The sequence below is a fragment of the Paracoccus wurundjeri genome (assembly GCF_030678915.1).
Taxonomy (GTDB): domain Bacteria; phylum Pseudomonadota; class Alphaproteobacteria; order Rhodobacterales; family Rhodobacteraceae; genus Paracoccus; species Paracoccus onubensis_A.
In genome coordinates, this window is sequence record NZ_JAUUTZ010000031.1 from 20,929 (window position 1) to 42,398 (window position 21,470).

Annotated in this window: 16 protein-coding genes; 9 read left to right on the forward strand and 7 right to left on the reverse strand. The window is 61.5% G+C overall.

Features of this window, described 5'->3' with window-relative positions; translation table 11 throughout:
- Position 1 precedes the first annotated feature (1 nt).
- Positions 2-1,297, reverse strand: a complete 1,296-nt coding sequence (locus tag Q0601_RS21390) for an NAD(P)/FAD-dependent oxidoreductase (protein WP_305291948.1) — start codon at positions 1,295-1,297, stop codon at positions 2-4.
- A gap of 202 nt (positions 1,298-1,499) precedes the next feature.
- Here Q0601_RS21390 and Q0601_RS21395 point away from each other — a divergent pair, with 202 nt between their 5' ends.
- From Q0601_RS21395 to Q0601_RS21430, 8 genes are all read left to right on the forward strand, one after another.
- Positions 1,500-2,096, forward strand: coding sequence for a dimethylsulfonioproprionate lyase family protein (locus tag Q0601_RS21395; RefSeq protein WP_305291950.1), 597 nt, complete (start codon positions 1,500-1,502; stop codon positions 2,094-2,096).
- Between the two features lie 76 nt (positions 2,097-2,172).
- Positions 2,173-4,149 (forward strand): pyridoxamine 5'-phosphate oxidase family protein, encoded by a 1,977-nt coding sequence (locus tag Q0601_RS21400; protein ID WP_305291951.1) that lies wholly within the window; start codon positions 2,173-2,175, stop codon positions 4,147-4,149.
- A 409-nt stretch (positions 4,150-4,558) separates the two neighbouring features.
- Positions 4,559-6,229 (forward strand): gamma-glutamyltransferase, encoded by a 1,671-nt coding sequence (gene ggt / locus Q0601_RS21405; RefSeq protein ID WP_305291952.1) that lies wholly within the window; start codon positions 4,559-4,561, stop codon positions 6,227-6,229.
- A 52-nt stretch (positions 6,230-6,281) separates the two neighbouring features.
- A complete protein-coding gene (locus tag Q0601_RS21410) occupies positions 6,282-7,865 on the forward strand; it encodes an ABC transporter substrate-binding protein (protein ID WP_305291953.1) in 1,584 nt (527 codons plus the stop codon).
- Positions 7,865-8,806 (forward strand): ABC transporter permease, encoded by a 942-nt coding sequence (locus tag Q0601_RS21415; RefSeq protein WP_305291954.1) that lies wholly within the window; start codon positions 7,865-7,867, stop codon positions 8,804-8,806. Before Q0601_RS21410 ends, Q0601_RS21415 begins: the two co-directional genes overlap by 1 nt.
- Positions 8,807-8,816: 10 nt before the next feature.
- Complete coding sequence (locus Q0601_RS21420; protein ID WP_305291955.1) at positions 8,817-9,689, forward strand: ABC transporter permease; 873 nt, start codon at positions 8,817-8,819, stop codon at positions 9,687-9,689.
- Positions 9,686-11,293 (forward strand): ABC transporter ATP-binding protein, encoded by a 1,608-nt coding sequence (locus Q0601_RS21425; RefSeq protein WP_305291956.1) that lies wholly within the window; start codon positions 9,686-9,688, stop codon positions 11,291-11,293. Before Q0601_RS21420 ends, Q0601_RS21425 begins: the two co-directional genes overlap by 4 nt.
- A gap of 123 nt (positions 11,294-11,416) precedes the next feature.
- Positions 11,417-12,634 (forward strand): CaiB/BaiF CoA transferase family protein, encoded by a 1,218-nt coding sequence (locus Q0601_RS21430; RefSeq protein WP_305291957.1) that lies wholly within the window; start codon positions 11,417-11,419, stop codon positions 12,632-12,634.
- A gap of 149 nt (positions 12,635-12,783) precedes the next feature.
- On the opposite strand, the gene Q0601_RS21435 is transcribed toward Q0601_RS21430, so the two are convergent.
- The 6 genes from Q0601_RS21435 to Q0601_RS21460 all read right to left on the reverse strand — a co-directional run bounded on the left by Q0601_RS21435 (position 12,784) and on the right by Q0601_RS21460 (position 19,684).
- Positions 12,784-13,482: a glutathione S-transferase N-terminal domain-containing protein gene (locus tag Q0601_RS21435; RefSeq protein ID WP_305291958.1), complete on the reverse strand. Its 699-nt coding sequence runs from the start codon at positions 13,480-13,482 to the stop codon at positions 12,784-12,786.
- Positions 13,482-14,414: a LysR family transcriptional regulator gene (locus tag Q0601_RS21440; RefSeq protein ID WP_305291960.1), complete on the reverse strand. Its 933-nt coding sequence runs from the start codon at positions 14,412-14,414 to the stop codon at positions 13,482-13,484. The genes Q0601_RS21435 and Q0601_RS21440 overlap by 1 nt, the downstream gene beginning before the upstream one ends.
- 112 nt (positions 14,415-14,526) lie before the next feature.
- Positions 14,527-15,996, reverse strand: a complete 1,470-nt coding sequence (locus tag Q0601_RS21445; RefSeq protein ID WP_305291961.1) for an MFS transporter — start codon at positions 15,994-15,996, stop codon at positions 14,527-14,529.
- Between the two features lie 71 nt (positions 15,997-16,067).
- On the reverse strand, positions 16,068-18,026 hold the full coding sequence (locus Q0601_RS21450; RefSeq protein WP_305291962.1) for a TonB-dependent receptor domain-containing protein: 1,959 nt from the start codon (positions 18,024-18,026) through the stop codon (positions 16,068-16,070).
- 262 nt (positions 18,027-18,288) lie between these two features.
- A complete protein-coding gene (locus Q0601_RS21455) occupies positions 18,289-18,885 on the reverse strand; it encodes a flavoprotein (RefSeq protein ID WP_305291963.1) in 597 nt (198 codons plus the stop codon).
- Positions 18,886-18,907: 22 nt separating this feature from the next.
- Positions 18,908-19,684, reverse strand: coding sequence for a class I SAM-dependent methyltransferase (locus Q0601_RS21460; RefSeq protein WP_305291964.1), 777 nt, complete (start codon positions 19,682-19,684; stop codon positions 18,908-18,910).
- A 345-nt stretch (positions 19,685-20,029) separates the two neighbouring features.
- Here Q0601_RS21460 and Q0601_RS21465 point away from each other — a divergent pair, with 345 nt between their 5' ends.
- Entirely contained in the window at positions 20,030-21,445 is a 1,416-nt protein-coding gene (locus tag Q0601_RS21465; protein ID WP_305291965.1) for a MaoC/PaaZ C-terminal domain-containing protein, read from the forward strand.
- The last annotated feature ends 25 nt before the right edge of the window (positions 21,446-21,470 follow it).

The window sequence follows — 21,470 nt, forward strand, 5'->3', positions numbered from 1 at the left end:
ATCACCGCTCTTTGCCGGCGCGCCATTGTTCAAGCATCAGCAGGGTGCTTGCCCCGATATAACGCAAGGGTTCGGGCGGAAGCCAATCCGGGCCGCCCATTTTCATCCGTTCCTCAAGCAGGGGCGAGCGCGAATCACAGGCCAGTTCGGCCAGCAGCGTGCCGTGGATCGTGCCACGCAGGACGCCCGCGCCATCGCAGCCCGCAGAGGCATAAATGCCGGGCCTGACCTGACCGAACGTGAATCTGCCATTATGGGTCACGGCGGTGACGCCCCCCCAGACATGTTCAAGATCATGCGTCTTCATATGCGGGAAGCGGTTGCGATAAAGCCGGGTCAGCATGGCGCGGGCTTTCTCGGGCGCGTCTTCCCGTTCGTATGAATCGCCGCTTCTGATAAGAAGACGACGCCCGGTCTTGCGCATCGTCGTTCCCATCCGATGCGCCGGCAGGATCCCCCAGTCGGGCTCTTCGCCCAGCAGATCAAGATCGCGGTCGTCCAGTTCAGGCGTGAAGGCGCCATAGGTATAGATGCCGATCATCCGGTTCCGGGCAATGCCGAAGAAGCGCGCATGCAGGTTGTTGGTGACGAATACGCGATCCGCGACGAATTCGCCCCGGTCCGTGGCCAGACGGTAAGGCGCGTCACCGCCCAGCGCCCGCACCGCGCAATTTTCAAGCAGCCGGACATTGCCCGGCAGCGCGTCGCCCAGCCCGCGATGCAGGGCCGCGGGCTGAACCAGTGCGCGCGTCAGCGATTGCAGGCCATAGCGGTAATAATCGGTTCCGATGATCCGGGTCAGAGCCTTGCGGTCGTATTCCCGGGGACTCAGCCCCCATTCCTGATATTTCTGTCTTGTCTCGCGGGCGCTTTTTTCGACCCGGGTCGTGGCGGCGGCTGTGATCGCCAGCGGATCGCTGTTCCAGTCGCAGTCGATACCATGGGTTTTCACCCTTGTACGAAGCAGATCGAACCCGGCCTGAACCATCGCCATCTGCCGGGTTGCCCAGTCATCCGTGAAATCCGTGGCATTCGCGCTTGGCTCGCCGGGATTGATCAGCAGATATCCCGAATTCCGGCCCGAGGCGCTTTCGCCAAGCGTCGCGGCCTCGATGACAAGGATATCTTCGTCCGGGCAAAGCTCGGCCAGTCGATGCGCGGTTGCAAGCCCGGTAAACCCCGCCCCGATCACGATATTCCGGAACCGGCGCGTGGCGGGCGGATCCTGCCGGACGTCCCGCGCGGGCAAAAGCGCGTTCCAGCCGGAAACGGATTTATAGGCGGGCGCATGCCTCATCGTCGCTTCTCCTTGCCTGCCGGGCCTGCCGGACAGCGTGGAACCTAACCGCGGCCCGATGCTTGACCAAGGAAGGCAAATGGCAAGTTTGATAAGCCGGACTTATCGAACTTGCGCCCTGCATGGCGTTGCAGCGAATATGACATGGCGTCATGATCGGGGTGGCGATGGCCAGTCAACGGCAAGACAGAAGGAGATACCGATGAGTGAACGGGATATCGATCTGACCGCGTTTCTGGCCAGCCTGAAAGACGTACTGGCATCCAGAACCGACGGTAACGCGGATGCGATGGTCGGTCGGGTATATGAAAAGCTGCAGGATATCGGGGAAGCCAGCGAAGCGGATGGGCATTTGCTGCCGGTTTGCGAATATCTGACACCGGCAATGGATGTGATCGCGCAGGAAGGCCATCCCCTGCGCGAGCTTGCCGGCAGGCTGCATGCGGTGCTGCCCCGGCTGGTCTGGAGGGCGCGGCCGGGACCGGCACCGAATGCAAGCGCGGATTTCGCCGAAAGTCATGCCAACGCCATGATCGTCGGCCCCGGCGGAGTCGAAGGACGGCGGGATCTGTGGATCGGCATATCGCTTCTGGCACCGGGCACCCGATATCCCGATCACGATCATGCCCCGCCCGAGGTCTATCTTGTCCTGTCGCCCGGCAGGTTCCTGCAGGGCGGGGGCGAATGGTTCTCGCCGGGAATCGGCGGTGTGTTCTATAACCCGCCGGGGATCCTGCATGCCATGGCGGCCGACGAGGATGCGCCGCTGCTGGCGCTCTGGTTGCTGGATGTCCGCTGAACGCGCCGGTCGGGCCGTCGGTAGGGCGCGGCATGTCCCGGCCACCGTGAAAATGACCGGAACCGGTAAACCTGATATGGACAGCGATACCAGAGAGTTCATCAATAATGCCACATTGCTTTTCATCGCCTCTCGCAATGCCGAAGGCGCGCTGGATGTATCGCCGCGCGGGGGGCAGCCCTCGGTCATGCGTGTCAGTGACAGCGGCGCGTTGCTGTTGCCCGATTACAAGGGCAATCGCAGGCTGGACACGATCGGCAACCTGCTGAGCAATCCCGAAATCGCGATGATCGTCGTCAATCGTGGCGTGGATCGCTATTTGCGGATCTCGGGCCGAGGCGAGGTGTCGTTTCGCGACAGCGATATCGCCGCGTTTCCTGCGGATGAAAATCCGCCGATCAGTGTTCTGGTCCTGACTCCGGCCCGGTGCGAATTCGTCGAAACCACTGCGTTTCGGAATGCCGGATTCTGGCTTGGTCCGGCGATACGCAAGGCGCCGCTGGATCTTGGGGCGGTTGTCCGGGGCGACAAGCTTGCACAGGCGGATGCCGGGTTCAGCCCGGTGCGCAAACATGCCGGGGAAGAACAGCTGCTGGCCACGCGCGGGATGCGCGAGGTCTATGGCAGCTCCAGCGAGGCGGTTCAGACCAAGGTGTTCGACATCGCCGGCCCCGGTGGGCTGGCCTTTATGGAGGAGGCGCGTTTCATCGTGTTGTCGCACGAGAATGCGCAGGGCGGGATGGAGATCGACCTGACCGGCGAAGCGCCGCTATCGGTGATCCCTTTCGACAACCGTCAGGCTTATCGCCTGCATCTGCCGCCGGATCTTGCGACCACTGAAGAGGGCGAATGCGCCCTTGTCACCATCGCCCCCGGCCGCAACGAGATGCTGCGCGTGAATGGCCGGTTCGAAAAGGAACCGGCGCGGAACGGGCAAAGCCTGAAGATCGTGCCGCGCGAGGTGTATTTTCACTGCCCCGCCTCGCTAAGCCGGGCGCGGATCTGGCAGGATGACCGCAGGGTCTATTGGGCCGGCCGCCGCCGTTTCATCTGTGCGGCCCGGCGACGGGAAAGCCCGGATGTGGTTTCCTTCATGCTGAAGCCCCGCGACGATGCGCCGATCGGCCCGATCGGTCCCGGCCAATATGTCACCGTGTCGCTGCCCCACGACCCCGAGACAGTCGCGCACAGGCGGTCCTATTCGGTTTCCGGCCGGCCTGACGGGAACAGCCTGCGCATCTCGGTCCGGCGTATGGGCAATGGCGGCCTGTCGGATCTTCTGCACGATAGCGTTCATGCGGGGTCCGAGCTGCTTGTGGGCATCCCTGCCGGCCGGTTCGTGCTGGACAGCCCCCCGGGCAGACGGGTGGCGCTGATCAGTGCCGGTGTAGGCATTACGCCGCTGCTGCCGATGCTGGAGCGGCTGGCGCAAGAGGATAGCGGCCGTGAGGTCTGGTTCCTGCATGCCGCCCGCGATGCGGCGCATCATCTTTTCCCGGGCGAGGTATGCGAGATCGCGAAACGCCCCGTGAATGGCGGTATCCGCATGTTTTCGGCATATTCGCGGCCCCGCGAAGGCGATGCCTGCGATCTGGGCAAGCGGCTGGACGCCGCCACCGTCGCGGGGATCATGCCGGTGGCCGATACGGATTTCTACATCTGCGGGCCACAGGCATTCATGCAGGGGCTGCGCGAAGGGCTGGTTGCGCTTGGGGCCGCGCCGGAAAACATCCGCTTCGAAGAGTTTTCGGCGCAGGCGGGTACGGCCTTTGACCTTGGCGACAAGGAGACCGCTGCCGAATGCAAAGTCACATTCGCGCAGTCGGGCAAAACCGCGACATGGACTCCTGCCTCCGGGTCCTTGCTTGACCTGGCGCTGAGCAATCAGGTGAAGGTCGCCTATTCCTGCCGCATCGGTGATTGCCAGTCATGTCTGCAACGCGTTCTTGAGGGCGCAGCCGATTATCCGGCGGGCGAGTTGCCGGTTCTGGCACAAGGCCAGATCCTGCTATGTCAGGCGATCCCCCGCAGCGACATGATCATCGATTGCTGAACCCGCATAAAGAGCGTGTCGCGTCGGATCGGAAATGCGGGTGAGTTGCGTCCCGCGATGGCCGGAGGCGCTGCCCGTCGCCGACACGTCTCTTGAACCAGTGGCGCGACCCGCCGGCGACCTCCAAGGTATTTAGACAAAGAAGAAGCAGAGGAAGAGGCACGGTATGCGATGGCCGCGCTCATATACCTGCATTTCGATAAGCTGAACCTATCAAATTCGCCGCAAAGATATATTGAGCCGTAAGATACATGGCCGTCATAATTCCGGCTACAGCCATCCGGGATCGATTCCTGCGAAATTTGTCGATCACGGGAGATGGCGGGCCGTCGCATTGAGCAGAGATGTGGCAGCCATACCGGACCGATGAAAGGCAGCGAGAGTGGCGACCTGGAAGAATAGCGCAAGCATGAGTTTCACCTGTGAAAAGGGTGCCGTCACCGGAACGCGCGGGGTCGCCGTGACCAATCATCCGCTGGCTTCCGCTGCCGCGATGGAGATGTTCGCCGCCGGGGGGAACGCATTCGACGCCACCGTCTCGGCGCTGTTCGCACTGACCGTGGTCGAGCCGATGATGGTCGGGATCTTCGGCGGCGGTGCGTCGGTCATTCATCTGGCGAATGGCGAAACCCATGTCTACGACGGGCTGGCCACCGCGCCCTCATCCACGCGCCCCGACAGCTATACGCCCATCGCGGATGTCTGGCCCGATTACATGGAAACCAAAGGGCGCGAGAACCGCGTCGGCCCCCGGGCCATCGCGGTTCCGGGTAATCTGATCGCGTGGTGCGAGATGGCCGAACGGCATGGCCGCCTGCCGTTGAAGCAATTGCTTGGTCCCGCGATCCGCCATGCGGAAGAAGGGTTCATCCTGTCACCTTATCTGGCGACCTGCATTCAGGAAATCTCGCCCGATCTGCTTCTGGATCCGGCCATTGCGGGGATATTCGTGCCGGGCGGCGTGCCACTGAAAGCCGGTGACCGTCTGGTGCAGACGGATTACGCGCGGACCCTGCGTGCCATTGCCGAAGGTGGCGCCGGCGCATTGCTGGAAGGGCAGCTTGGCGAGTATCTGCGGGCTTTTCTGGAACAGTCGGGAACATGGGTCAGCGAAGAGGATATCCGGAACTACCGGGTGATCCGCCGCGAGCCGGTGCGGGGAACCTATCGCGGCCACGAGATCATCGGCCCTCCGCCACCCTGTTCGGGCGGCGTGCAGGCGGTGCAGGTTCTGAACCTGCTGGAGCCGTCGAATGTCGGCGCCGGTGGCTTCGGGACCGAAGCAACCCTGCACCGCCTGATCGAGGCGTTGAAGATCGCCGCCGCCGACCGGCTGGCCGTGACCGCCGACCCCGATTTCATCGATGTGCCGACAGACAGGCTGATCTCGAAAGCCTATGCGGATGAGCGCCGCGGCGATATCGATCCGGATCGCGCCCGCCAGCAGGTCGCGCGAATCCTGACCAATGAATCCGCCAATACCACCCATGTCACCATCGCCGATCACGAAGGCAATGTCGTGACCTCGACCCAGACGATCAACAGCCTGTTCGGCGCGCGGGTGATCATTCCGGGCACGGGGATCATCCCGAATAATTACATGTATCTGTTCGATCCCCATCCCGGCAGGGCGCTGTCTCTGGCGCCCGGAAAACGGATTACCAGCGGCATCACCGCACTGATCGTCAAGCGGGGCGGCAAGGTCGCCTTCGCGCTTGGCCTGCCCGGCGCGCATCGCATTCCGGCCTCGGCCACGCAGGGGGTGATCAACCTGATCGACCACGGCATGTCGCTGCAAGAGGCGGTCGAGGCCCCGCGCATCTTCACCTGGGGGCAGGAGGTCGAGATCGAGGACAGTATTCCGCAGCCCGTCCGGGACGCGCTGGCAGCCAAGGGACATCGCATCGCGCCCGTTGCCCATGTCGCGGGCGGGATGGGGGCGATCCGTTTTCTGGATAACGGGGTGATGGAAGGCGCCGCCTGCTGGCGCGCCGATGGCGTGCCGATGGCGGCTGGCGGTGGTCCGGCGCGGGCCGATACCTCGTTCTGGCCCGATCCGCGGCGCGGCAAGATATATTGAAATTAAACAATAACATAGAAAACCTGCAATCGGACGAACAGGAGAGGAAGCCATGAAGATGAACCGCCGGGAGGCGATGCTTTTTTCTGCCAGCGCGATGCTGTTTGCCGCGACCAGCACGCGATTGGCTGCACAGGGGGCGGAAAGCGTCGTGCGGTTTGCTCCGCATGCCGCGCTGCGCGTGCTGGATCCGGTGACGACCAGCGCCTATGTCACGCGCAACCACGCCTATCTTGTCTATGATACGCTGTTCGCGGTCGATTCCAACTATGCCCCGCAGCCGCAGATGGTGGATAGCTGGGAGATGTCGGATGACGGGCTGAACTGGACATTCACCCTGCGCGACGGCCTGGCGTTCCATGATGGCGCGCCGGTCACGGCCGAGGATGTGATCGCCTCGATCCGGCGCTGGTGGCAGGTGGATGTCGTCGGCCTGCGCCTTCAGAGCGTGACCGAGGAACTGACCGCGGATGACGAAACCAGTTTCAGCTTCCGGCTTTCCGAACCTTTCGGCGCCATGCTGGAGGCATTGGCGCGATCCAGCTCGATCCCGCTTTTCGTGATGCCGAAGCGGATCGCGGATCTGGATCCTTCGACCATGCTGGAAGAGGTCATCGGCTCCGGCCCCTATCGTTTCCTGGCCGAAGAATTCCGGCCCGGCGTCAGCTGGTCCTATATCCGCAACGAGGATTACGTTCCGCGCTCCGAGCCCGCCGATGGTCTTGCCGGTGGCAAGGTGCCGCGGGTCGAGCGCATCGATACGATCTGGTTCCCAAGTCCCGACACCGCGATCAGTGCGTTGCAGAATAACGAACTGGATATCATCGAGACCGTCAGCCCAGATCGCCGCATCATGCTGCAGGGGACCGATATGCAACTTGTCGAGCGCGCCAGCCCCACGGCCTCGACCATCCGTTTCAACTGGTCGCAGCCGCCCTTCAACGATGTGCGTCTGCGCAAGGCGGTGCAGATGGTGGTCAGCCAGCTTGATTATCTGGATATCGGCGTCGGCGATCCCGAAGCCTATCAGACCTGTGGCGCCCTGTTCGGCTGCGGTACGCCCTTGGAAACGGACGCAGGCTATACCGACGGCAGTCTTGAAAATCTGGAAGCCGCCAAGGAACTGGTAGCCGAATCCGATTACGATGGCGAGACGGTGATCATCATCACGCCGGGGGATGTCGCCTCATTCTCGGCTTTGGCCCCACTGACCCAGCAGCTTCTGACCGAGCTGGGGATCAAGAGCGAGATCGAGACGATGGAATGGTCGTCCTTCCTTGATCGCCGATCAAGCACCGATCCGGTGGCGGAAGGCGGCTGGAACGTTGCGCATGCCGTCTTTGACCGGATCGATCTGGTGTCGCCGCTTGGCAATATGAATTTCGATGCGCGCGGCAATGAAGGCTATACCGGCTTTGTCGACGACCCCGAGACCGAAGAACTGAAGACCCAGTATCAACGCGAACCCGATCCAGAAAAACAGAAGGCGATCGCCGAAGAGATGCAGAAGCGGGCCTATGATCAGGTCTTCTACATCCCGTTGGGCACCTATCACCAATATACCGCGCTGCGGCCCGAGGTGACGGATTTCGTCAATGCCCCGGTAACGGTCGTGTATTCGCTGGACAAGGCGTGATGTTACGTCTGGTCGCGCTTCGTATCCTGTCATCGGTGCCAGTGATGTTCATCGTCGCGGTGATCGTCTTTGGCCTGTTGCGCCTTAGCCCCGGCGATCCCGCCGTGATCCTTGCAGGCGATTCCGCCACGCCCGAAGCCATCGCCGCCCTGCGTCAGCAACTGGGGCTGGATCAACCCCTGCCGATCCAGTTCGTGACATGGCTTGCCGGGGTCGCCACAGGCGATTTCGGTCAGTCGATCCTGTCGCGGATGCCGGTTCTGGCGCTGATCTTCGACCGGCTCGAGGCGACGCTGGTACTGGCCGTCTCGGCAATCATCATCACCGTTCTGATCGCGGTGCCACTGGGCGCGATTGCGGCATGGCGTCACAACAGCTGGATCGACCGCGCGGTCATGGCGCTGTCGGTTGCGGGTTTCTCGGTGCCGGCCTTCGTGATCGGTTATCTGCTGATGCTGTTCTTCTCGGTCAAATGGGAATTGCTGCCGGTACAGGGCTATGTCAGCCCCTTCGCCGATCCTGGCGGCGCCGTCCGGCATCTGATCCTGCCATCGGTAACGCTGGCGCTGGTCTTCATGGCACTGATCGCGCGGGTGACACGCTCAAGCCTGCTCGAGGTGCTGAATCAGGATTTCGTTCGCACCGCCCGCGCCAAGGGCAATTCGCAGCGCCGTGTTCTGTGGCGTCACGCCTTGCCCAATGCCGCCGTGCCGATTATCACCGTGATCGGCATCGGGATCGCCATGCTGATCTCGGGCGTGGTGGTGACCGAAAGCGTGTTCAACATTCCCGGCATCGGGCGGCTGACCATCGACGCGATTCTGGCTCGCGACTATCCGGTGGTGCAGGGGCTGATGCTGTTCTTCGCCCTGATCTATGTCGGCGTGAATCTGTTGATCGACATCGCCTATATCATCGTCGATCCGCGGATCCGGTATTGAGGCGCGGGGCATGAGCAGTCACCTTACGAATGCGCCCGCCACGGCTTGGCTGGGATTTCTGCGCCAGAACAAGCTGTCCGCCCTTTGCGCGGCGCTGCTGCTGGCGATTACCGTGGTTTCATTGGCGGCGCCCTGGATCATCGACGCGCAACTAACGCAGGTGCGGCCCCGGATGCGCTTGCAGGCGCCCTCGGATCTGGCACTGTTCGGTACCGATGCCATGGGGCGCGATGTGTTCGGCCTGACCGTCGAGGGCGCGAAACTGTCGCTGCTGGTCGGGTTGCTGACCGCGCTGGCGGGGGGTGCCATCGGCACGGTCATCGGATTGGTAACCGGTTATTTCCGCCGGATCGATGGCGTGATCATGCGCATCATGGACGCGATCATGGCGATCCCGAATATCCTGTTCGCCGTCGCGGTCGTATCGCTTCTGGGGGCCTCGTTGGCCACCATCGTCGCCGCGCTGGTCTTCAACGAGATCCCGCGGGTCGTGCGGCTGGTCCGCAGCGTAGTGCTGAGCACGCGCGAAGAACCCTATGTCAAGGCCGCCATCGGAATGTCGATCCAGACGCCGCTGATCCTCGCGCGTCATATCCTGCCCAATTGTGTCGCACCGCTGATCGTGCAGACCACTTATATCTTTGCCTCGGCCATCCTGTCCGAAGCGATTCTGGGTTTTCTTGGCGTCGGCTTTCCGCAGGGCACCCCCACCTGGGGCAATGTCATGGCCGAGGGGCGGGCGGTGTTCCTGCGTGCGCCCTGGACCATCATCGCACCCGGTCTGATGCTTGCGGTGACGGTTATGTCGGTCAATTTGCTGGGGGATTCCCTGCGTGACCGTCTGGATCCGCGCCTGACCCGTGGAACGAGGGCATCGTCATGAACCAGATGAAACCCGTTCTCGAAATGCGCGATCTCAGCGTGACCCTGCCCGGCGGGCTGGACCGGACCCATGCGGTCGAGGATGTGTCGCTGACCATCCGCCGGGGCGAGATCCTGTGCGTTGTCGGCGAATCCGGCTCGGGAAAATCCGTCACCGCGTCGGTCGTCATGGGGCTTTTGCCCAAGAACAGCCTGCGCGTGGCGAAAGGCACGGTGATGCTGGAGGGCGAGGATATCACCAGCGCGCCAGAGCAGCGGATGGACCAGCTGCGCGGCAACCGGATGGCGATGATCTTTCAGGAACCGCTGACCGCTTTGAACCCGGTCATGCCACTGGGCCGGCAGATCGCCGAGGTGCTGGTGCTGCACAAGCCCGGGCTGGGCACGGCGGCGATCCGCAGCCGGGTGCTGGAGCTGATGGCCGATGTGCATCTGCCCGCGCCGGAAGAGATGTACCACCGTTATCCGCATCAGATTTCGGGCGGGCAGCGGCAGCGGGTGATGATCGCCATGGCGCTGGCGATGGAGCCGGCACTGATCATCGCGGATGAACCCACCACCGCGCTGGACGTCACCACCCAGGCCCAGATCCTGAAACTGTTCCGGGAATTGCTGACCAAGCATGACAGCGCGGTGATGCTGATCACCCATGATTTCGGCGTGGTGGCAGAAATTGCCGACCGGGTTCTGGTCATGCGCCGGGGAAAGCTGGTCGAAAGCGGTACCGCGAAGGACGTGCTGCAATCGCCGCGGCATGATTACACGAAGGAGCTGATCGCCGCAGTGCCCCGGCTGCGCTATCTGCCGCAACTCGCCGAGCGTGAACCGGTCCTGAAGGCCGAGAATGTCTCGCTGACCTACCGGCAATCCTCGTGGCTGGGCAAGACCACCGAAGTGCATGCGGTTCAGGATGTCAGCTTCACGCTGGCACCGGGTGAGACGCTTGGCATTGTCGGCGAATCCGGTTCGGGGAAAAGCACGCTGGCGCGGATGGTCGTGGGGTTCGAGAAACCCGATCGGGGCCGCATTCTGTTCGAAGGACAGGATATGCCGGGGCTGACGCCCGCAAGGTTGCGGCAGATGCGCCACCGCATCCAGATGATCTTTCAGGACCCCTACAGCTCTCTCAATCCGCGCCGCCGGGTCGGACAATCGATGATCGAGGGACCGGTGCGGATGGGAAAATCCGGCGCCGAGGCCCGTCGGCGCGCCTGCGAATTGCTGGAACTGGTGGGGCTGCAACCCTCGGCCATCGACCGGTTTCCGCATGAATTCTCGGGCGGGCAGCGGCAAAGGATCTGCATCGCCCGCGCGCTTGCGCTGGAGCCGGATGTGATCGTCGCGGATGAGGCCGTCTCGGCGCTGGATGTGACCGTGCAGGCGCAGGTGCTGGACCTGTTCGAGAAGCTGCGGACCGAGCTTGGCTTCGCGATGCTGTTCATTACTCATGATCTGCGCGTTGCCTCGAATATCTGCAACCGCGTAGCGGTGATGAGCAAGGGGCGCATCGTCGAGCAGGGCGAACTGAAACGGGTCTTCGAAAATCCCGAGAACGAGTACACGCGCAAGCTGCTTGCCGCGATGCCGGGTGTTTCCGAGATGTGATGACGGCGTATTGGCGACCAAAGATGGCCGGCGTCGCGATTTGCCGGCGGATACCGCTTGTCGGAAGGAAAGGCAGTGGCTGATGCCCCTGCGAACAGAAATGAAGATGGAAGAGGACAGGATATGGGACCGCTTGCAGGGCTGAAGGTCATCGATCTGACATCGGTGCTGATGGGACCGTATGCGACCCAGTACCTTGGGGATTTCGGGGCCGATGTGATCAAGGTGGAACCGCCCTCGGGCGATCTTGTCCGCAATGTCGGGCCGTCGCGTTCGCCCGGCATGGGGCCGCTGTTCCTGAACTCGAACCGTTCCAAACGCTCTGTGGTGCTGAACCTGAAGACCACGGAAGGGCGGCAATTGCTGCTGGATCTGTGCCGGGGCGCCGACATCGTGATCTACAGTCTGCGCCCGGCGGCGATGAAGCGGCTTGGCCTGTCATGGGAAGAGATGCAGGCGGTCAATCCGCGGCTGATCTATGCCGGGCTTTACGGTTACGGCCAGAACGGGCGCTATGCGGCGCGTCCGGCCTATGACGATCTGATTCAGGGCGCTTCGACGCTGTCGCATCTGTTCATGCTGTCGGGGTCCGACGAGCCGCGCTATGTGCCGGCGGCGATCGCCGACCGGATCGTCGGGCTGACCGCGCTAAGCGGCATTCTGGCCGCCGTGATCGAGCGGAACCGGTCAGGGAAAGGGCAGCGTGTCGATGTCCCCATGTTCGAGACAATGGTCAGCTTCATCCTCAGCGATCATCTGGGCGGCCTGACGTTCGATCCGCCGCTGGACCGAGGCGGCTATGTGCGCCAGATCGCCAGCGACCGCCGCCCGCTGCGCACTTCAGACGGCTATGTCTGCGCCTTGCTTTACACTGATGATCACTGGCGACGTTTCCTGAAAGCCATCGGTCAGGACGGTTTGATGGAGACCGATGACCGCTTTGCCAGTTTCCGGTCGCGGATGGACCATATCGCCCATGTCTATGGCTGGCTGGCCGAGATTTTCCTGACCCGAAGCTCGGGCGAATGGATCGACCTGCTGGACGCGGCGGATGTGCCGGTCATGGCGATGCACACATTCGAGACGGTTCTGAAGGATCCGCATCTGGCCGATACCGGCTTTTTCAGGACCGTCGCTCATCCGACTGAGGGCGCGACCATCGCGATGGCCAACCCGGTGGCGATGTCCTCGACCCCCGTCGCCATCGAGCGGCTGGCGCCCGGTCTGGGGGAACATACCATCGAGATTCTGCGGGATCTTGGCTTGTCGCAGGAACGGATCGGCGAACTTCTGGAGCGTGGCATCGTCGCCGGACCTGACGGCGTGTCGCCACCGGTCTGAAAGTGATCTCCCGCAGCGCCATGTCCGCGACTGTACCGGAATCCTGCGGCATTCATCTTTGGACCGGCACCGATCGTTGAAAGCGTCAGTGACCGGATCGGCCATGGCGCAGGGCTTTCGGCGTCTTTAACACTCGCGGCAATCGCGATCTATGCGCTGGGCATCAGGTCGGGGGCCAACAGGGTGATGCCGTAATATCCGGCACAATGCTGAAACCATTGTTCGACCGGATCCTCGGCAGGAAGAAGAGATGCGCCAGTGCAAATCCGATGCCATTGCAGGCTGCCGAACAGGATATGATCGGCAAATGCAGGCGCATCGCCCGCGATCCAGCGCTGCTCTTCCAGAACCGCCCGGATCGGGGCGAGTTTTTGCGGAAAGCGCTTTGCCTCGCCCGAGGAACGCCTGGCGATTTCCTCGATCTCCGCATCGAAGCGTTTTCGCCGCACCGCCCGAAAATGTTCCTGATCGGCAGGGGACATCATGTCATGCATCTGTCGGACGACGATCACCGAAAGCAAAGGGTTCAGGACCGTATCGCAAAAATGCTCGACCATGCGGGCCAATGCATTCTGCCCATCGTGCGGAAAAAGGCGATTGCCGCTGTAAGCCTGCTCAAGATACAGGGCGATGCCGAAGCTGTCGCCTTCGAGCCGGCCATGATCGTCCAGCACCGGTACACTGCTGAAACCTCCACCGGCGATCTGCGGAATATCCGCGAAGGAGACCGGACGCAGATCGAAATCCAGACCCTTGTGTTTCAACGCAAGGATCACCTTCCAGACATGAGGCGAATAATGCCGCAGACCATCCGCCGCGCAAAGGCTGTAAACCGCCATTCCCGCCATCAGCGAACTCCGCCGACAAGCGTCGGAAGCTTGCCGAATTTGGGTTTCGGACGCACAGGCGCCAGAGCGTCTTCACCGCCATCCAGAATCGAACGGATCACGCCGACGACAGGATCATTGGCCCGTTCGGCCAGATAGCCGCACAGGATGCGGACGGATTGGCGCACCTCGGACAGCACGCTGATGCCGTTCTCTGGCTGTGCCGCGGCATGGATCACGCCGATCCCGATCCCGTCCGCAATCAGTTTCCTTGTGACCGCCTCGTCATCGACATGGATGATGCGGCGCGGGTGGAAATCATTCTCGGCAAAGAATTTGTCGGCGATCCGGCCGTAGCAGGACTGATCCGGCGGGCAGATGCATGGCACGTCCTGCAAGGCATTCAGATCGCCGCCGCGCAGGCGTTCGGCATATTGCGGTGCGCCTGCAAGATAGACGCTGAAGCGCGTGATCTCGATTGCAGTCAGATCGGACTGTTCCTCTTCGGGCTCGACATAGAAGCCCGCGTCAAGATAGCCGTTCCGGATACCGCTGAGCACACCGGCGGAAGGGCCGCGATCAAGTTTGACCTCAAGTTCCGGAAACCGCGAATAAAGCTCGGTCAGCAACCTGCGCACCGTGTCCCGGCACGAACAACGGGCGGCGCCGATGCGCAACTCGCCGGTCAGGGAGCCGCGCACCCGGCTTGCCTCTTCCAGAAAACGCTGATGCTGCTCTAGAAGTTTCTCGGCCACCACCAGCAGACGCGAACCGCTTCGCGTCACCGACATGCCCCGGGAATTCCGCTCGAAAAGCTTGACCTCGAGACTGTCCTCCATCGATTTGATATGCGCACTGATGGCTGGCTGGCTTCGATAAAGGATCTCGGATGCACGGGTGATACTGCCCTCGCGGACGACCGTGACGAATGTTCGCAATTGATTGATATCCATGCCAGAACCTCGGAAAATGCAGGGGACTTCGAAGAACCGCCAGGCTCCGCGTCTGCCTTGCAACAGGTGCTGGGTTGGAAACATTGACAACATATCAAAGTTGCTCGGCTGGTCAAGAGTTACCGCCCTGTCGCTGGGGCGCAATCGTGTGATCTGCCTGTTGAGTACGCATCCCCGATGACAAAGCAATGACAAGCGACAAGATGGCAAGACCGCCCGCCACTGCGAAGGTCACGCCCATGCCGCGCGATATCGCCTGCGCCCCGGCGGCCGACAGATCGGCGCTGCCGGTCGCAATGGTGAATGCCGCGCCCATCGCCGAGGCTCCGGTGATCAGCCCCAGATTGCGCGACAAGCCAAGCACGCCGGAAATCACGCCCCGCCGTTCCTGCGACACATCCATCATGACGACGGTATTATTCGCCGCCTGAAACAGCTGATAGCCGGGGGTCAGGATCGCAAGCGCTATCACATAGCCCGGGGTTCCGATCAGGTTCGGCAGGCTGGCCAGAGCGAACGCGCCAAGCGCCATCTGCCCCAGCCCCCAGATCACCACGGTACCGGCCCCCAGACGATCGACAAGACGCCCGGCAGGCACGCCGCTAAGCGCCGAGATTGCCGGACCGACCGACATGATCAATCCGACAATCGCGGGCGGATGCCCCAATGCGCGCGCCAGGTAGAACGGCCCCACCACAAGCGTCGCCATCATGATCGTGGACACCAGCGCACTCATTATCAGGCTGGCATTCAGGCGCTTGTCGCGGAAGACCGACAGATGAATCAGCGGCGCGGTAGCGCGGCGTTCTATCATGACGAAAGCGGCCGCCCCCAATGCGGACATGATCAGCAGGATCAGGTTCTGCCGGTGCAAAGCCCCGCTGTCGGCCGTCACCGCAAGGGCATAGGCCGCCAGCGCCAGCCCAAGAACCAGCATTCCGGGCTTGTCGAAAGCGCGATGATCGACCCGCCCGCCCTGCGCATCCGGCGGCAGATATCGTCGTGCAAGCGCCAGTGCCGCAAACCCCATCGGCACCATCACGGCGAAAATCGCCCGCCATCCGAAACCCGAGATCAGGATACCGCCCAATGACGGCCCCAATGCCGTGCCAATGGCCGACATGGTTCCCAACAGCCCCATCGCGCTGCCCGTCCGCTTTTTCGGGACGCTGCTGCGGACCAATGCGACGGTCAGCCCCATCAGGATCGAGCCCGCCGCGCCCTGCAAGACCCGCGCGGCGATCAGCAGCGGCAGCGTAGGAGCGATGGCGCATAGCGCGGATGCCAGCGTAAAGACACCGATGCCCCATGTCAGAACCCTGCGATGCCCTGCCAGATCACCCAGCCGTCCGGCGCTTACGGTCAGCACGGTGATCGCGAGAAGATAGGACAGCACCACCCATTGCACCTGTGGAAAGCCGGCGTCGAAACCCTGCGCCAGAGACGGCAGCGCGACATTGGGAATGCTGATCCCCAGCGAGGACAACAGCATCGAAATCGCCAAAGCGGCAAGCGCCCAACCCGGCGCAGTCATGCCCTGCCTCTGTTCTGCCTTGTCCGAAAGGTCCGGTTTGCGTTCCATCTCGTCTTCTCCGTCCTTGATGGTCCTTCCCGGCCTGGCATGGCCGGGAACAGATGTCGCCGGCCGGCAGCTCAGAAGCGAATCGTTCCCGAAACCCGAAGACTGCGGCCCATTTCGTACAGGTTGGACCATCCATCCACACCGTAATAGGCGGTGGAATGATCCAGATATTGCTTGTCGAAGATATTGGTCAGGGCAAGGCTGTAGCTTTGGTTTTCCTTCGGCCTCCAGGTCACCGACAGGTCGTGGACGTCATAAGAGGGCAGATTGTCCAGTTCGAAATCCGCAGGCAGGTCGGTCTGTTTCAGCACGAAGGTGCTGGTCCAGTCGATCCGGATCCGCTGCGACGGCATATCATAGCCAAGCGCGAGAATGACCTTATCACCGCCGGGCGTGACTCCGTTCAACCAGTCCCCCGGGCTGACCGGTTTGCCGTTATACTTGACGTCGATATGACTGTAGTGAAGATCGGCGGATAAATTGCCCCAGTCGCGCCCCAGATTGACGGTGATCCCCCTGGATTCGATATCGCCGTCATTCTGCCGGAACCACGGGCTTCCCCGGCCCTGCCAGGACCGGATCTTGTCCTCGATCTTCGATGTAAAACCCGTCATGCCCATTCGCCAGCCGCCGCCATCATAGTCAAAACCCAGTTCGGCGGTGCGGGCCAGTTCCCCGGTCAATGAGGTGTCGGTTTCATCGCCCAGTCCCAAAGGCCAGATCAGGGTCAGGCCCTCATAGGGCTGCACACCGCGAAACGCCTCTCCCCAGGATGCGAACAGCGCCAGATCCTCGTTCGGCTCATAGCGGAGACGCAGATTCGGGCTGAAATGCACACCCCTGTAATCATTGCCATTCATATCCTCCAGCACCGCGCGATCATAGCGCAGCCCCGCGGAAAGCAACCATTGGTCGGTGGGCGTATAGTCGACCTGCGCATAAAGCCCGTGATTCCCGCCCGTTTCCGAGTTGTCGCGCCCCTCACCATCGCGTCCCCGCGATTTCGTCCATGTATAATCATAGCCATAGGTCACGGCGATGCGGCCGAATTCCGAGCGGTTGCGCAGATCGATCCCGCGCGTATACCAGTCCGCGGTCTGATCCACCTCGATGTCACGATATAGCCGGCTATGCGTATCATAGGCCGAAAGGGTCATATCGACCATCGGATTGCCGGCCGGGTCATAGCGATAGCTCAGCGAGGTGGAACGCCAGCTCAGTTGCTGATCCTCGGGAATGGCGTCCGGCAGATAATCCGGAATCCCGAAATTCGACCGGTATGCCCGGCGTCCCTCGTCCCGGCGATAGGTGGTGCTGAATGTCAGTTCCTGTCCCTCTGCCGGGCGGAAACGCAGCTTGACCAACCCGTCCATCGGTTCGTTATCCGTGTCGGCGACCTTGTTGCCATCGCCGTCCTCGTAATTCCGCGCCCATGATTTCGTGCCATAGACCAGATAAGCAAAACGATCATCCGGCGCACCGTAAAAGGCCACCGCCGGCGCGATCCGGCGGCCATTGGTCTGGGCCGAGAATTTGAGCATGACGCCCTGATTGCGTCCCGGAAGCAGCAGATCCTCGGGATCCTTGGTCTGATAGCGCAGGGAACCGCCAAGCGCGCCGGGCCCGGCAAGGGCAGACCCCGCCCCCGCATCGACCTCTACCCGTTTCAGCAGATAGGGATCGATGCTGAAATTGCCGGAATGGGCATACATGTTCCCCCCCTGCCGGGCGCCGTCGACGGTGACCCCCAGCATTGTCTCTTCGATGCCCCGGACATAGACTTTCTGTGCCGCCATCCGGTTCGCACCGCTGACGACCACCTCGGGGCTGTCTGAAAAGAGGTCGTTCAGGGTATCGGGCTGGCGTTTCTCGATGTCTTCCGCAGAGATCACCTCTGAAACCGCGTCATCCTCGCCGGGCGCGGTAAGCGTGATGGGAGACAAGGGAACCGTATTATCCTGCGCCATCACCGGGCCCGCAAGCAATGCGGCAAGGATCGCAGTTCCCCGGAATTCGTTACGATACGTCATCAGGCATTCTTTCTTACAACAGATTAACGGCCATATGCCGCTGCCGGGGCTGAACGCTTGAAACTGCGTATTGGCTGGGAACACGGGTCGGTGCCGCGTCAGGAGACGACAGGCACAAATCGCAAAACCGAGGACCGGCTTCACCTTGTCCAGGGACATCGGGCAGAAAAGGTCGCGGCGATATCGCCACGCAGCAGCACCGATGGCCGGGATCGCGGCGACAAAAGCCGCGAACAATATCGTTGCTGTAAATTCCACGCCATCACTGAGCGGCCTCGATCCGTACCGCTTCGGTATCAAGCTTGCGCCGGATTACGGCAAGCACATCCTCGGGCTCGGGCAGTGTGTAATGGCCGTACATGCGTTGATAATGCGGCTCGTACTGATCCTTCCATGCCGGCTCGACGATCTCGTGCCCATCTTCGCGGATCATCGCGACATTGCGCTGTACGACCGGTCGATCCCACATCGCGGGTCCCATGACCGGGAAGAAGACGATCGGGAAATTGCCCACCAGAAACATCATCGTCAGCCGGTTCATCGATGATCCGGCCGCCGCAGCCGACAGCGTGTTCGCCGTGGCCGGCAGGACGATCATCAGATCATGCCCGGCCGCGATCAGGCCGGGCCGGTCGGTACTCCAGTCCTTCGGGCTTTCGCCGCAGATCACCCGCTCGACGATCAGGGAAAGGCTGTCGACATTGACGAAATTCATCGCGTCCGGCGTCAGAATGACCGAGATCGAACACTCCAGCCCCGCGCGGATCGCACGAATATAAGCGGGTACCAGCATGGCATCCACTGATCCGGTCACACCGATCAGAATGCTGGGTTTCCGGCTGCTTTCGGCATTCGGCATCGAAATCTCCTTGATATCTGGATCAGTTGGTGGCCGAACCCGGCCAGGTCGTTTCGGTCCGCCGGCGCTCTAGCGCGGCCTCATATGAATAGACATGACCGGACAGGGCTTTTTCGACGTCAAGCCCGATGCCGGGCAAGGTCACCGCGATCCATTTCTGATTGAACGGATGCGGCCATTCGAAATGGTGACAATCCAGACCGGCGTCATTCACGATATTCGAAATGGTTTCCTTGCGATATCGCACGATATCCGGGTAAAGCCATTCCTCCCCTTCGTAATCCGTGCCATCCAGCGATTCGAAGAATGTCGCGAGGAAAACGGTTTCCGGAACCATGACCTTTTGCGCCTCGGTCACGCATTTTGAAATCTGCCATTGCGGCGCGTGGGTGAAAATGGAATTCGCCATCAGGAAATCGAACTTCCGGTCGAATTTGGTAAAGGTGAAATCTTCGTCAATGATAAAGGTCGGCTGGCGGCGTTTCACCTGCTCCTCGCCGAAATGGCTTTGCAGACCGTCCTGAATCAGCCATTCTTCCCGATCGATCCCGAAATACCTGCCGGGACGCAGATACAGGATGGCGAAACGCCCGCCGCGCAGCGAACCGCAGCCGATATCAAGCAGACTCGAGGTTTCGCGCATTCCGAACAGCGTCAGCAGGTTGAACTGCGTCACGCCGACGAGGTCATAGTAATTCGGCGGACCGACAAAGGACCGATAATGGTCGCCGCCGATATCCTCGACCTCTCCGAACTGACTATGAAGGCCTTCTTTCCGGGACAAAGCGATATTATCCACCTGTTCCTCCATTTGAGACAGGGCATGTAAGACGGGAAACCGAGCTGGGCAGCACCTAAAGGCTGCGTAAACATTGTCCGATAAAATTACCTGGTCAATTCAGTTATATTGAGGCCAGATATTACCTTCGATTATACCTCGGGAACGCCATCAGGAATTCTGAGGTCTTCACTCGGAAGAAATGATTGGCGGCGCGGCCCCGGCTATGGTGGATTTACGGCGCAAACCAACATATGGCACGTCATGGAACCTCGGCCTTCCTGGGAACTCGAAATTCCAACGAGCGATCCAACAACCCGGCACTGTCTTCAGCAGGCGCGTCAGACCGGCGCGAAGGCGTTGCGCATGATGGGATTGCATCAACGGGCGCAGCTGATCCGCGGCCTGACCAAGAAACTGCCGCAACTGACGGGATCGGGTTATGAGATACCACTGACGCGCCTGTCCGGCATGGCGGCATCGTGTTTTTGCGACTATCCGGACGGAAAATTCGTTCCCTGTTCGGCGGCTTTCGCGGATGGCGACTCGCTGACGCAATGGATCATGATGCCCCGGAAAGGGATCGCATTCCTGTGCGGGACAAGCGACGAGGCGGTGATAGAGGCCATCGGTCCCGCCATCCTGTCGGGCTTGCCCTGCCTGCTTTGCAGTTCGCGGCAAGGCCCCGCGACGGATATCGTTTGCGCCATCACCGATCAGGCGCTGCTGCCGGATGGCGCCTTGCAGCACATTCCCCTCGATCCGGCCGATATCGCCCCGCATCTGACGGCCGGAGATGTGGTCTGCCTGCTTGATCCCCGGCCTTGCTCGGCCGCGTTATCGTCCCATCCCCTTGTCTTCGCCGGCAAGGTTTCGCTTGAACATGTTTCCGGCGAATCCCATCTTGCCGTTCTTGGTCCGGATCTGACGTCAGGCTCCCCGGAATTCCGGGACTTCGTAAAACGGATGACGGTGGACAGATCAGGACTTGGGCCGGATGTTCATCTGCCACGCGCGCTGCTGCCCGCGGTCGACGGTCTGGATCTGCGCCTGACACCCTATGATCAACCCGAAGAGGTTACCACCGCCGCGTCCCATGCAGGGCAGGTTTATCTGCATTTGACGTCGCGGGACGGGGTGTTTCTTTCCACGATCCTTAACGCATTGGCCCCTTATTGCGCACAGATAACCCTGAACGGCAAAACCTGCTCGGGTGAGCGCGACCCGCTGCGTTTCATGGCCCGCACGACGATCAGTGCATCCGCCGATCAGATGACCCAGCTGACCGGGATATGGCATCGCGGCGCCTCGGTCCGGCAGAACGGGCACCCGTTCCGCAAATCGCTGGAGCAACTGGCTCCCGGCGATCGCCTGATCACCCCGGAACACAAGATCACCTGCGAGGATGTAGAGCGTTTCGCCCATCTGACGGGAGATCATTTTTATGCCCATATGAATGCCGAGCATGCAAAAACGCACCCTTTCTTCGAGGATCGCGTGGCGCATGGGCAGTTGATCGTCTCGATCGCAAACGGATTGCTGGTGGATCCCGATCCCGGCCCGGTTCTGGCCAATCTGGGCTGCAATGCGCTGCGTTTTCACATGCCGGTCTATTTCGGCACGTCCATTCATGTCGAGATGACCTGCAGGCAGATCACTCCGCGCCCCAGCGGCAATCTTGGCGAAGTCCGCTGGGATTGCCGCGTTCTGGATGGCGACGACAAGCTGATCGCCGAATATGAGCTTCTTACCCTTGTCTCCAAGCAATGGCCCCCGGAATAAGGGGCCCGGCCAGGTTCGGCAGCGA

What these genes read in the sequence shown, in the direction of transcription:
- Q0601_RS21390 (WP_305291948.1), bottom strand. Translation starts at nt 1,297, where the DNA reads ATGAGGCATGCGCCCGCCTATAAATCCGTTTCCGGCTGGAACGCGCTT.
- Q0601_RS21395 (WP_305291950.1), top strand. Translation starts at nt 1,500, where the DNA reads ATGAGTGAACGGGATATCGATCTGACCGCGTTTCTGGCCAGCCTGAAA.
- Q0601_RS21400 (WP_305291951.1), top strand. Translation starts at nt 2,173, where the DNA reads ATGGACAGCGATACCAGAGAGTTCATCAATAATGCCACATTGCTTTTC.
- ggt (WP_305291952.1), top strand. Translation starts at nt 4,559, where the DNA reads ATGAGTTTCACCTGTGAAAAGGGTGCCGTCACCGGAACGCGCGGGGTC.
- Q0601_RS21410 (WP_305291953.1), top strand. Translation starts at nt 6,282, where the DNA reads ATGAAGATGAACCGCCGGGAGGCGATGCTTTTTTCTGCCAGCGCGATG.
- Q0601_RS21415 (WP_305291954.1), top strand. Translation starts at nt 7,865, where the DNA reads ATGTTACGTCTGGTCGCGCTTCGTATCCTGTCATCGGTGCCAGTGATG.
- Q0601_RS21420 (WP_305291955.1), top strand. Translation starts at nt 8,817, where the DNA reads ATGAGCAGTCACCTTACGAATGCGCCCGCCACGGCTTGGCTGGGATTT.
- Q0601_RS21425 (WP_305291956.1), top strand. Translation starts at nt 9,686, where the DNA reads ATGAACCAGATGAAACCCGTTCTCGAAATGCGCGATCTCAGCGTGACC.
- Q0601_RS21430 (WP_305291957.1), top strand. Translation starts at nt 11,417, where the DNA reads ATGGGACCGCTTGCAGGGCTGAAGGTCATCGATCTGACATCGGTGCTG.
- Q0601_RS21435 (WP_305291958.1), bottom strand. Translation starts at nt 13,482, where the DNA reads ATGGCGGGAATGGCGGTTTACAGCCTTTGCGCGGCGGATGGTCTGCGG.
- Q0601_RS21440 (WP_305291960.1), bottom strand. Translation starts at nt 14,414, where the DNA reads ATGGATATCAATCAATTGCGAACATTCGTCACGGTCGTCCGCGAGGGC.
- Q0601_RS21445 (WP_305291961.1), bottom strand. Translation starts at nt 15,996, where the DNA reads ATGGAACGCAAACCGGACCTTTCGGACAAGGCAGAACAGAGGCAGGGC.
- Q0601_RS21450 (WP_305291962.1), bottom strand. Translation starts at nt 18,026, where the DNA reads ATGACGTATCGTAACGAATTCCGGGGAACTGCGATCCTTGCCGCATTG.
- Q0601_RS21455 (WP_305291963.1), bottom strand. Translation starts at nt 18,885, where the DNA reads ATGCCGAATGCCGAAAGCAGCCGGAAACCCAGCATTCTGATCGGTGTG.
- Q0601_RS21465 (WP_305291965.1), top strand. Translation starts at nt 20,030, where the DNA reads ATGATGGGATTGCATCAACGGGCGCAGCTGATCCGCGGCCTGACCAAG.